Here is an 11,600-nt window from a genome sequence, read left to right on the forward strand (position 1 = left end):
GATCACCATGTAATCGGCCATGTCGGAACGCCCGCGCAGATCGATCTGCACGACATCCTCGGCCTTGTCGTCGTCCAGCGAGGCAAGGATATGCTCCAGCAGCACTTCGCTCGTCGGCTGATCGGATGCGGTTTGCGCGGCGCTCATGCGAGCCGGCCGCTGCCCGACCGGAAGCCCGGTCGTGGGGTCAGAATGAGACAGGACATCGTCCTCCAGAGTTGCGCGCCGATCCCGCCCCGGCGCAGGGCTCATGCCTTGCAGCATAGCACCCGACGGACGCCGACTCAACAATCGCGCCCGTTCCATGCAGCCCGTGCTCGTAACCCTTCGGGCGGCGGGGGGCAAGCGCGGCCGGCGACGCGAAACACTTTGCATTTTTTCCGCCGGGCGCTTATTTCCTGAGGCATGCAAGGCTTCGTCTATTTCAACATCACCGATCATGCGCGGCTTCCGGCCCGCTTCTTCGGCATGACCCGCACGATCCTCGCCCGGCTTTGACGCGGCGGGCGCCCCGCGCGCCCTGACGCCGCTGTCCCCTCCGACATTCCCGCAGCTATCCCCAAGTGAAGGTGAGAGCCATGACCGCTCCGCGTACCCTCTATGACAAGATCTGGGACGACCACGTCGCCCATCAGGCCGAAGACGGCACCTGCCTGCTCTACATCGACCGCCATCTGGTCCATGAGGTGACCAGCCCGCAGGCCTTCGAAGGTCTGCGCATGACGGGCCGCACCGTCCGCGCGCCCGAGAAGACCATCGCCGTTCCGGATCACAACGTGCCGACCACCGCGGGCCGCGATGTCCATATCGACAACGAGGAATCCCGCATCCAGGTCGACGCGCTCGACAAGAACGCGCGCGACTTCAAGATCAACTACTACCCCGTCTCTGACATCCGTCAGGGCATCGTCCACATCGTCGGCCCCGAACAGGGCTGGACGCTGCCGGGCATGACCGTGGTCTGCGGCGACAGCCACACCGCGACCCACGGCGCCTTCGGCGCGCTGGCGCATGGCATCGGCACCTCCGAGGTGGAGCATGTTCTGGCGACGCAGACGCTGATCCAGAAGAAGTCGAAGAACATGAAGGTGGAGATCACCGGCTCGCTGCGTCCCGGCGTCACCGCCAAGGACATCACCCTCAGCGTGATCGGCGCCATCGGCACGGCGGGCGGCACCGGCTATGTCATCGAATATTGCGGTCAGGCGATCCGCGAACTGTCGATGGAAGGCCGGATGACCGTCTGCAACATGGCGATCGAGGGCGGCGCCCGCGCCGGCCTGATCGCGCCGGACGAGACGACCTTCGCCTATGTCATGGGTCGCCCGCATGCGCCGAAGGCCGCGCAGTGGGAAGCGGCCTTGGCCTATTGGAAGACGCTCTACACCGACGAGGGCGCGCATTTCGACAAGGTCATCACCCTGAAGGGCGAAGACATCGCCCCCGTCGTCACCTGGGGCACCTCGCCCGAGGATGTGCTGCCGATCACCGGCACCGTTCCGGCCGCGACCGATTTCACCGGCGGCAAGGTCGAGGCGGCGCAGCGCTCGCTCGACTACATGGGCCTGACCCCGGGCCAGAAGCTGACCGACATCAAGATCGACACGGTGTTCATCGGCTCCTGCACCAACGGCCGGATCGAGGATCTGCGCGCGGCGGCGGCGATCCTGAAGGGCAAGAAGGTGGCGCCGGGCATGCGCGCCATGGTCGTCCCCGGCTCCGGCCTCGTCCGGGCGCAGGCGGAAGAGGAGGGTCTGGCGCAGATCTTCATCGACGCCGGTTTCGAATGGCGTCTGGCGGGCTGCTCCATGTGCCTCGCGATGAACCCCGACCAGCTCTCGCCCGGCGAGCGTTGCGCCGCGACCTCGAACCGCAATTTCGAGGGGCGTCAGGGTCGCGGCGGCCGCACCCACCTGCTCTCGCCCGCCATGGCGGCGGCGGCGGCGGTGACAGGCCACCTGACCGACGTGCGCGAGATGATGGCCGAGACCGTCTGAACCCGTCTGCATCGGATGTGCATGACCTGTGCATCCGATGCGCATGCCGCCCGGACCCTCCGGAGCCGGTAACCCAAGGGAAACCATTATGGATAAATTCACCAAGATCACCGGTGTCGCGGCCCCCATGCCGCTGGTCAACATCGACACCGACATGATCATCCCCAAGCAGTTCCTGAAGACGATCAAGCGCTCCGGTCTCGGCAAGAACCTGTTCGACGAGATGCGCTTCACCCAGGACGGGCAGGAGATCCCGGAGTTCGTGCTGAACCAGCCGGCCTACCGCAATGCCGAGATCATCGTCGCCGGCGACAACTTCGGCTGCGGCTCCTCGCGCGAACACGCCCCTTGGGCGCTCCTCGACTTCGGCATCCGCTGCGTGATCTCCACCAGCTTCGCCGACATCTTCTACAACAACTGCTTCAAGAACGGCATCCTGCCGATCGTCATGCCGCCCGAGGTGGTCGAGGTGCTGATGGAGGATTCCCGCAAGGGCGCCAACGCCCGCATCACCGTCGATCTGGAAAACCAGACCGTCACCACCTCCGACGGCCAGTCCTTCCCCTTCGAAGTTGATTCGTTCCGCAAGCACTGCCTCTTGAACGGGCTCGACGATATCGGCCTGACGCTGGAGAAAGCCGCTTCGATCGACGGCTTCGAGAAGACCGCTGCGACACTCCGTCCTTGGGTGTAGGCCCGGCCAAAATCACCAAATATGGGGCCGCCTTTCGGGGCGGCCCTTTTTGTTGCTCATTTTGACGCAGCCTGACAGCGTGTTTGCCCCTAAGCTGCCACATTCCATCGTTTTTATGACTACGCTTCTGCAACGGATAGGCAGTCTGCGAAATTTTGAAAAAGCGAGCGAAGCCCGGAGGCGGGCGTCGCTGTAGGTGGGCGCACGGGCGCGGTTGTCCGGGCGGATTGAGGGCGACAAGGTGGCGATTTCACGTCTGACCGGTGCAATTCCGCGCGCATTCTTGATCATCGGCCTCATCATGGCTCCGTCGCTGCTGCTGCCGGGCGTCTCCCCCGACGGCAAGCAGATGGTGGCGCTGATCGCGCTCTTCGCCTCGGCGCTGACCCTGGTTGAATACAACGCCACCTATCCGGGGCTGGTGGAGTTCCGCGACGCGCCGCCCTTCAACCGGATCCGCTACCTCCTGGCGCTGCTGACCGTGCTGACGCTGACCCTGATCGAATGCGGCCGCGTGCAGCCGACCACGCTGACGCTGCTGCTGGAAACCCTGGGCGATCTGGCGGGGCGCGGCATGGATTTCCCCTACAGCCCGGTCCGGCTGGCCGCGGAGATGCTGCAGCCCGACGCCTCCGAGGCTGAGATCGCCCGCCTGCGCAGCGCGGCGGGGTTGAGTTGCCTGCTGGCGCTGCTGGTGCTCACCGGCTTCGTCACCCTGCTGTGGCTCAGCCGCTGGCCGCTGGGCGGCGGGGCCTTCAACGTCTGGGTGAACCTGCCGACCTTCGATCCTACCACCGGCGGCGACGTGATCCTGCGCCTGCGGCGCGATGCCCGGCTTAACGTGGCCTTAGCGTTTCTTCTGCCATTCCTGATCCCGGCCGTCGTCGAATTCACCGGCGACGGTCTCGACCCGATGACGCTCCATTCACCGCAGACCCTGATCTGGACGATGACCGCATGGTCCTTCCTGCCCGCCAGCCTGTTCATGCGAGGCGTCGCCCTGGCCCGCATCGCGGAGATGATCCGCGAGAAGCGGCGGCTGGGGGTGCTGCCGCCCGCGGCGGATTATCTGCCTGTCTGATCCTGCTCTCCAGCCTGATCCTCCAGGCCTGCCTGATCGTCTTCTGCCTGCCGCTGGCGGTGGCGGGCGAGACGCTGCGCATCGCCACCTGGAATGCGGCGCTGACCCGTGACGGGCCGGGGCTGCTGCTGCGCGACATGGAACGGGGCGACGATCCGCAGCTCTTGGCGGTGGAGCGGATGCTGGCAGCGCTCGACGCCGATGTGCTGCTGCTGACCGGGATCGACTACGACCTCGGGCTCGCCGCGCTCGGCCAACTGGCCGAACGGCTGGCGGGGCAGGGGCTGGCCTATCCGCATCGCTTCGCCCTGCGACCAAACAGCGGCCGGCCGACCGGGCTTGACCTTGACGGTGACGGCAGGCGGGGCGGGCCGCGCGACGCGCAGGGCTACGGCCGCTTTTCGGGCGAGGCCGGCATGGCGATCCTGTCGCGGCTGCCGATCGACACGGCGGCGGTGCGCGACTTCTCCGGCCTTCTTTGGCGCGACCTGCCCGGCAGCCTGTGGCCGGACGCGGGTGAGGCGCGCGCGCTGCAACGGCTCTCCACCACCGGCCACTGGGAGGCGCCGTTGCGTCTGCCGGGCGGCGGCAGCCTGCGGCTGCTGGCTTGGTACGCCACCCCGCCGGTCTTCGACGGGCCCGAGGACCGCAACGGCCGGCGCAATCATGACGAGGCGGCATTCTGGCGGCTGCTGCTCGACGCCCGGCTGCCGATGCCGCCGCCGGAGCCGCCCTTCGTGATCCTCGGCGACGCCAATCTCGATCCGGAGGATGGCGAGGGGCTGCGACAGGGGCTTGCGGCGCTGCTGGCGCATCCGGCGCTGCAGGACCCGCACCCGCGCGGCCGGGGCGGGCATCGCGACGAAGGCCAGCGCGGCGACCCGGCGCTCGACACCGCGGATTTCACTGCCAAGGAAGGCCCCGGGCATCTGCGGGTCGATCTGGTGCTGCCCTCCGCCGACCTGCAGGTCGCGGGCTCCGGCGTGCTCTGGCCGCCGCCGGGCGATCCGCTGGCCGAAGTCGCCGCCACGGCCTCGCGCCACCGCCCGGTCTGGGTCGACATCGTGCTGCCCTGAGCCTGCCGCGCTTGACCCTAGGGGGGCAAGCCGGTAGGCGGGAAACCAACCTTTCTTGACCGCAGGAGCGTACATTGGCCAATCCTTCCCTCCTCATCCTCGCCGGCGACGGCATCGGCCCCGAAGTGATGGCCGAGGTGAAAAAGATCATCGGCTGGCTCGGCGCCAAGCGCGGCGTGACCTTCGACGTGACCGAGGATCTGGTGGGCGGCTGCGCCTATGACGCGCATGGCACCCCGCTCCACGACGACACCATGGCCAAGGCGATGGAAGTCGACGCCGTGCTGCTCGGCGCCGTCGGCGGGCCGAAATACGACAACCTCGACTTCAGCGTGAAGCCCGAGCGCGGCCTGCTGCGTCTGCGCAAGGAGATGGACCTGTTCTCCAACCTGCGCCCGGCCCAGTGCTTCGACGCACTGGCCGATTTCTCCAGCCTCAAGAAGGAGGTCGTCGCCGGCCTCGACATCGTCATCGTGCGCGAGTTGACCTCGGGCGTCTATTTCGGCGAACCGCGCGGCATCTTCCCCGACAACGAGGGCGGCCGCTTCGGCGTCAATACCCAGCGCTACACCACCGACGAGATCCGCCGCGTCGCCCGTTCCGCCTTCGAACTGGCCAAACGCCGCAACAACAAGGTCTGCTCGATGGAGAAGGCCAATGTCATGGAGTCGGGCATCCTCTGGCGCGAGGAGGTGCAGTGGGTGCATGACAACGAATACCCGGAAGTCGAGCTGACCCACATGTATGCCGACAACGGCGCGATGCAGCTGGTGCGCTGGCCCAAGCAGTTCGACGTGATCGTTACCGACAACCTGTTCGGCGACCTGCTGTCGGATTGCGCGGCGATGCTGACCGGCAGCCTCGGCATGCTGCCCTCGGCCAGCCTCGGCGCGCCGATGGCCAACGGTCGCCCGCGCGCGATGTACGAGCCGGTGCATGGCTCGGCCCCCGACATCGCCGGCCAAGGCAAGGCCAACCCGATCGCCTGCATCCTCAGCCTCGCCATGGCGCTGCGCTACTCCTACGACATGGGCGACGAGGCGACCCGGGTCGAGAAGGCGGTGGAGAAGGTGCTGGCCGACGGCGTGCGCACCGCCGACCTCATGGGCCCGGAGGGCGGCTCGCCGGTCTCCACCTCCGGCATGGGCGACGCCATCGTCACCGCACTCGACGCCAGCCTCTGACCGGGCGCCGCGCCGACCCGCCTTGCGCTTGCGCGCGGGGCGGGTGAAGGTGCGGCATTCCGTCCCCTCGGCACAGTGCAGAAAGCGACCCGGATGTCCGTCGTGAAATCGAACCTGCGTGGCGCGCTTTTCGCACTGGCCTCCTTCGCGATCTATGCCTCGCATGACGTGGTGGTGAAGATCCTCGGCGCGCATTACTCGCCGATCCAGATCATCTTCTTCTCGCAGCTGCTGACCTTTCCGCTGGTGACGGTCATGCTGATGAACGACCGCACCGACGGCAATCTCAGGCCGCGCCACCCGTGGTGGACCGCGCTGCGCAGCGCCTGCACCGTCATCACCGGGGTCAGCGCCTTCTACGCCTTCTCGGTGCTGCCGCTGGCGCAGACCTACGCCATCCTCTTCGCCGCGCCGCTGCTGATCACCCTGCTGGCCATCCCGGTTCTCGGCGAGACGATCGGCATCCGCCGCGGCCTCGCCATCGTGGCAGGGCTCGCCGGGGTGATGATCGTGCTGCGCCCGGGGGCGGAGGCGCTGAGCCTCGGCCATCTCGCGGCGCTGACCGCGGCGGTCACCTCCTCGCTGGCCTCGATCACCGTGCGCAAGATCGGCCAGGCCGAGCGGTCGGTGGTGCTGCTGATCTACCCGATGATGGCGAATTTCATCGCGCTTGGCCTCGCGCTGCCCTTCGTCTACCAGCCGATGCCGGTCGAGCATTTCGGCATGATCGGCATCATCGCCGCCTGCGGTTTCGTCGCCATGCTGGCCATCATCGCCGCCTACCGGGTGGGCGAGGCGGTGATCGTGGCGCCGATGCAATATTCGCAGATGGTCTGGGCCGCGATCTTCGGCGCGCTGATCTTCCACGAGCGTCCCGACCTCTTCACCTGGGTCGGGGCGGCGGTGATCATCGGCAGCGGGCTCTACATCGTGCTGCGCGAATCGCGCGGACATGTGTCGGAGAACCAGCCGGTGCTGAAGTCGCGCTCCGGCCCGGCCAGCGGCATCAGCCCGCGGATCTCGCTGCTGTTGAAGCGTTACGAGGCGCGGGACCGCGACCTGTAACTTCGGCACCGAAACCGCATCTTGCCCCCTTGCAAATGCCCGTCGGACGGTTTACCCCGACGCCACGGTCGGAGCGTAGCGCAGCCTGGTAGCGCACCTGCTTCGGGAGCAGGGGGTCGGAGGTTCGAATCCTCTCGCTCCGACCAATTTTTCCCGAGAATCCCCTCAGCGCAGTCGCCACATGGCGGCGATGTAGGAAGCGGTCATCAGGTCCAGATGCGCGCCGCCGCCGTTCTTGGCCAGGGTGATCTCCTCGGCCGAGCGCCGGGCGAAGCCGCCGTGCGACAGGTCGTAGTAATCGGCGCGGATGTCCGATTCCGAGATGACGCCGCGGGCGATCGGGTCCTTGATCTCGCCGATATGGCCGATGGTGGTGGCGCGGCTGTCGACGAAGATCGAGGCGCGGCGCAGCGTCTCGTCATCCACCTCGCGCATGTCGGGCCGATAGGCGCCGATCAGGTCGAGATGGGTGCCCGGCTTCAGCCATTTGCCCTTCACCACCGGATCATGGCTCATCGTGGCGGTGCAGATGATGTCGGCCGCGCGCACTGCCGCCTCCAGATCCTCCGTGGCGCTCACCTTGCCGCCGGCCATCGCCTGCGCCTTTTCCGGCGAGCGGTTCCAGACGGTGAAGCGCGCCTCGGGGAACAGGCTGCCATAGGCCTCGATCATCGAGCGCGCCACGGTCCCGGCCCCGACCAGCAGGATGTTGCGGCTGTCGGGCCGCGCCAGCTTCTTCGCCGCCAGCAGGCTGTCGCCGGCGGTCTTCCACTTGGTGACGAGGTGGAAATCCACCAGCGCCTCCAGTGTGCCGTCGCGGTCGGAATAGAGGTTCACCGCGCCGTTCACCGAAGGGAGGCCGTGCGACGGGTTGCCCGGGAAGATCGTCGCCGTCTTCACCAACTGCCCCAGCCCGCTGATCCAGGCCGCGCGCGACAGGAGCGTGTCCTTGCCGCGATAGAGGAAGATGTCGGCGATCTCGGCCTTCGGCAGGCGGTGGCCGGCCTCCAGCGCGTCGGTGAGGCCGTTCCAGGTCAGATGCGCCTCCGCCTCGGGTCCGATGATGTCGATCATAGTCCTGCCTCCGTTTCGTTCAGCAACCCGTCCGCGACCAGGCGGCGCGCCCAGCCTTCCGGTCCGGTGAAATGATGCACCTGCCAGCCGCGCGCCGCGGCGGCGGCGATGTTGTCGGCGCGGTCGTCGGTGAAGAGAAGCGCCTCCGGCGCCACGCCGCAGCTTGCCTCCATCAGCCGGAAGATCTCCGGATCGGGCTTGATGCAGCCCATCTCGCCCGAGACGAAGGTCTGGTCGAACTCGCTCAGGAAGTCGTATTGTGTCCTGGCATAGGCGAAGCTGTGCACCCCGAAGTTGGTCAGGGCAAAGACCGGCACGCCCTTGGCGCGCAGCGCCCGCAGCAGCGCCACCGAATGGTCGATGCGGGGCGAGGCCATCTCGATCCAGTTGTCGTGCCACATGCGGATCTCGGGGCCCCAGGCAGGCGTCGCATCGGCCAGCGCGTGGATCGTCTCGCGGAACAGCGCGCCCGCGTCGATGCTCTCGTTCATGCCGATCAGATCGACCTCGGCGAACAGCTGCCGCCGCCGCGCCTCGCCGATCGCCCCGTCGTAGAACCGTTCCGGATTCCATTCCATCAGCACATTGCCGATGTCGAACACCACCGCTTCCGGTTTCATGGCTTTCCTTTCGCCTGTCGCACCAGCCGCTCCAGCACCTCGAGAAAGCGCGAACGGTCGGCCTTGGAGAAGGGTCGCCCGCCGCCCTGCCGGAACGGATCGGCCGAGCGCAGATCCTGCATCAGATCGCGCGTCGCCAGCGCATTGCCGATGTTGGCCGGGGTCAGGGGCTCGCCGTTGTGCTTGACCACGAGGGCCCCCGCCGCCACGCATTTCGCGGCCAGCGGGATGTCCCCGGTCACCACTACATCCCCCGGTCCCGCCCGCTCGGCGATCCACATGTCGGCCACGTCCGGCCCGTCGGGCACGAAGACGCTTTCCACCAGCGGATTGGCCGAAGGCCGGATGCCCCCGTTCGAGACGAGGATCATCCGCATCCGGTGCCGCGTCGCCACCCGCTCCGCCTCGGCCTTCACCGGGCAGGCGTCGGCGTCGATGTAGATGGCGCCGCCCTCAGGCATAGAGCGCCGAGGCATGGAAGCCGATATGGTCCTCCATGAAGGTCGAGACGAAGAAGTAGCTGTGGTCATAGCCCTTCTGCATCCGGAAGGCGCCGTTCTGCCGCCGCTGCATCATCGCCTCGGCCAGCGCCTCGGGCTTCAGGAGGTCGAGGAACTGGTCGGAGGCCCCCTGATCGATCAGGATCGGTCCGTCGAAACCGCGCTTCCGCATCAGCAGCGTCGCGTCATGCGGCGCCCATTTCGTCTCGTCCTCGCCCAGATAGGCGGTGAACTGTTTGCGGCCCCAGTCGGATTGCGTCGGGTTGGCGATCGGCGCGAAGGCCGAGACCGAGCGGAAGCGGCCCGGGAAGCTCATGGCGATGGTCAGCGCGCCATGCCCGCCCATCGAATGCCCGGTGATGCCCTGCCGCCCCTCGTCCAGCGGGAAGGCGTTGAACAGGAGCCGCGGCAGCTCGTCGGTCACATAGTCCCACATCTTGAAATGCGGCGCCCAGGGCGTCTCGGTGGCGTTGACATAGAAGCCCGCGCCTTGCCCCAGATCGTAATCGGCATGGTTCGCCACCCCCTCGCCGCGCGGCGAGGTGTCGGGGAAGATCAGCGCCACACCTTCGGCCGCCGCCCATTTCTGCGCCCCGGCCTTCACCATCGCGTTCTCATGGGTGCAGGTCAGGCCCGACAGGTACCAGACCAGCGGCACCGGGTCGCTCTCGGCCTCTTCCGGCAGGAACAGGCCGAAGGTCATGTCGCAGCCGGTGGCTTCGGAACTGTGGGTATAGACCCCCTGCATTCCGCCGAAGGCCCGGTTCTCGGAAATGGTCTTCATCTCTTCTCTCCTCTCAGAAGCTCGTGACCCAGGCGATCACCCCGGTAATCGTCAGGATGCTGATCGCCGTCGAAATCAGGATGGTGGCGGACACCCGTTGCGGCGCCACCCCGTAATGCTGGGCGAGGATATAGACATTCCCCGCCACCGGCAGAGCCGAGGCCGCAATCATCACACCTGCCGCCTCCCGCTCCACCTCGAAGACCACCAGCGCGGCAAAGGCCACCGCCGCCGGATGCAGCACAAGTTTGCAGAAACTGAGCCAGGCCGCCACCTCCATCCGCTCCGCCGATTTGGTGGCGAGCGAGGCGCCGATGGCAAAGAGCGCGCCGGGCGTGGCCGCGGCGCCGAGCAGCGCGAGGAACTCGTTCAGCGGCCCCGGCACCGGAACCCCGCTCGACGACCAGAGCAGCCCCAGCACCATCGAGACGATCATCGGGTTCTTCAACAGCCCCATTCCCAGCGCGCGGAACACGGCCCAGCTCATCCGTCCCTGCCGCATCCCGGTGATGATCAGCGTGATCAGGCTGGAGAAGACGATCAGATCGATCGCCAGCGTCATCAGCATCGGCCCTGCCGCCTGCGGCCCCAGCAGGACGACGAACATCGGGATGCCGAGAAAGCCGGTATTGCCGATCACCGCGCATTGCGCCTCGACCGCCGCCTCCTCGACGCTGACCCGGCGCAGCCGTGCGACCAGCGTGGCCAAGGCATAGACGATGCCGCAACCCAGCAGGTAGGCCAGCACGAACGGCGTCGAATAGATCTCGTCCAGCGACAGATTGGCGGCGAAGCGGAACAGCATCGCCGAGAGGGCGAAGTAGAAGACGAATTTCGTCAGATAGGCCGTTGCCTCCGGCGTGAAGAAGCGCACGCGCCCCGCCCAGTAGCCGACCCCGATCAGTGCGAAGAACGGCAGGGTTTTCAGCAGGATCGGCAGCATGCGGGGCTTTCGGCTCGGTGTCGGGCCAAGCTTTCACGCCGCCCCGGCAGATGCAAGCCGCTGGGGCCGTCTCTGCGACTTCTGGCGGGCTTTCCGCGCCCGCTGCCCTGAAATCATCCGGCCTGCGGGATTGCTCAGCCGAAGCCGATCAGGATCCCCGCCGCCAGCACCAGCCCGCCGCCCAGCACCACCTGCAGCGCGGCGCGGACGAAGGGCGTCTCCATGAAGCGGTTCTGGATCCAGGCGATGGCCCAGAGCTCGACGAAGACCACGATGATGGCGATGACCGTCGCCGTCCAGAAATCCGGGATCAGATAGGGCAGGGCGTGGCCCAGCCCGCCCAGCGTGGTCATCACCCCGGAGGCCAGCCCGCGTTTCCACGGCGCGCCGCGCCCCGACAGCACGCCATCGTCATGCGCCGCCTCGGTGAAGCCCATCGATATCCCCGCCCCGACCGAGGCCGCGAGCCCGACCTGGAACGTCGTCCAGGGGTCCTGCGTGGCGAAGGCGGTGGCGAAGATCGGCGCCAGCGTCGAGACCGAGCCATCCATCAGCCCGGCCAGCCCCGGCTGCACCCAGGTC

The 11,600-nt window shown here is 67.3% G+C and carries 13 protein-coding genes and 1 tRNA gene; 7 read left to right on the top strand and 7 right to left on the bottom strand.

All coding sequences use genetic code 11. From position 1 onward, the window contains the following. A partial coding sequence (locus tag C5F48_RS26165) for an RsfS/YbeB/iojap family protein (protein ID WP_373454355.1) occupies positions 1-252 on the bottom strand: 252 nt, incomplete at its 3' end. A gap of 326 nt (positions 253-578) precedes the next feature. Between C5F48_RS26165 and leuC the strand changes: the two genes are divergently transcribed. The 7 genes from leuC to C5F48_RS18805 all read left to right on the top strand — a co-directional run bounded on the left by leuC (position 579) and on the right by C5F48_RS18805 (position 7,243). Beyond that, positions 579-1,997, top strand: a complete 1,419-nt coding sequence (leuC, locus tag C5F48_RS18775) for a 3-isopropylmalate dehydratase large subunit (protein WP_107665363.1) — start codon at positions 579-581, stop codon at positions 1,995-1,997. Positions 1,998-2,085: 88 nt separating this feature from the next. Beyond that, complete coding sequence (gene leuD / locus C5F48_RS18780; RefSeq protein WP_107665364.1) at positions 2,086-2,691, top strand: 3-isopropylmalate dehydratase small subunit; 606 nt, start codon at positions 2,086-2,088, stop codon at positions 2,689-2,691. A gap of 301 nt (positions 2,692-2,992) precedes the next feature. Continuing rightward, positions 2,993-3,772 (top strand): hypothetical protein, encoded by a 780-nt coding sequence (locus tag C5F48_RS18785; RefSeq protein ID WP_245941253.1) that lies wholly within the window; start codon positions 2,993-2,995, stop codon positions 3,770-3,772. Between the two features lie 59 nt (positions 3,773-3,831). Continuing rightward, positions 3,832-4,848, top strand: coding sequence for an endonuclease/exonuclease/phosphatase family protein (locus tag C5F48_RS18790; RefSeq protein ID WP_342766848.1), 1,017 nt, complete (start codon positions 3,832-3,834; stop codon positions 4,846-4,848). Positions 4,849-4,922: 74 nt separating this feature from the next. Further along, positions 4,923-6,032, top strand: coding sequence for a 3-isopropylmalate dehydrogenase (gene leuB / locus C5F48_RS18795; protein WP_107665366.1), 1,110 nt, complete (start codon positions 4,923-4,925; stop codon positions 6,030-6,032). Between the two features lie 93 nt (positions 6,033-6,125). Beyond that, complete coding sequence (locus tag C5F48_RS18800) at positions 6,126-7,097, top strand: DMT family transporter (RefSeq protein WP_107665367.1); 972 nt, start codon at positions 6,126-6,128, stop codon at positions 7,095-7,097. Between the two features lie 69 nt (positions 7,098-7,166). Then, a tRNA-Pro gene (locus C5F48_RS18805) sits at positions 7,167-7,243 on the top strand. Positions 7,244-7,262: 19 nt separating this feature from the next. On the opposite strand, the gene C5F48_RS18810 is transcribed toward C5F48_RS18805, so the two are convergent. The 6 genes from C5F48_RS18810 to C5F48_RS18835 form a co-directional block, all read right to left on the bottom strand. Next, positions 7,263-8,171, bottom strand: coding sequence for an ornithine cyclodeaminase family protein (locus C5F48_RS18810; RefSeq protein ID WP_107665368.1), 909 nt, complete (start codon positions 8,169-8,171; stop codon positions 7,263-7,265). Further along, positions 8,168-8,791: an HAD family hydrolase gene (locus C5F48_RS18815; protein WP_107665369.1), complete on the bottom strand. Its 624-nt coding sequence runs from the start codon at positions 8,789-8,791 to the stop codon at positions 8,168-8,170. Before C5F48_RS18815 ends, C5F48_RS18810 begins: the two co-directional genes overlap by 4 nt. Then, positions 8,788-9,252 (bottom strand): YaiI/YqxD family protein, encoded by a 465-nt coding sequence (locus C5F48_RS18820; RefSeq protein ID WP_107665370.1) that lies wholly within the window; start codon positions 9,250-9,252, stop codon positions 8,788-8,790. The genes C5F48_RS18815 and C5F48_RS18820 overlap by 4 nt, the downstream gene beginning before the upstream one ends. Then, a complete protein-coding gene (gene fghA, locus C5F48_RS18825; protein ID WP_107665371.1) occupies positions 9,245-10,075 on the bottom strand; it encodes an S-formylglutathione hydrolase in 831 nt (276 codons plus the stop codon). Before fghA ends, C5F48_RS18820 begins: the two co-directional genes overlap by 8 nt. A 13-nt stretch (positions 10,076-10,088) precedes the next feature. Continuing rightward, positions 10,089-11,018 (bottom strand): AEC family transporter, encoded by a 930-nt coding sequence (locus C5F48_RS18830; protein ID WP_107665372.1) that lies wholly within the window; start codon positions 11,016-11,018, stop codon positions 10,089-10,091. A 134-nt stretch (positions 11,019-11,152) separates the two neighbouring features. Beyond that, positions 11,153-11,600 (bottom strand): VIT1/CCC1 transporter family protein (locus C5F48_RS18835; RefSeq protein WP_181247727.1); only part of this gene is annotated, 448 nt, incomplete at its 5' end.

The sequence above is a fragment of the Cereibacter changlensis JA139 genome, from assembly GCF_003034985.1.
Classification (GTDB): domain Bacteria; phylum Pseudomonadota; class Alphaproteobacteria; order Rhodobacterales; family Rhodobacteraceae; genus Cereibacter; species Cereibacter changlensis.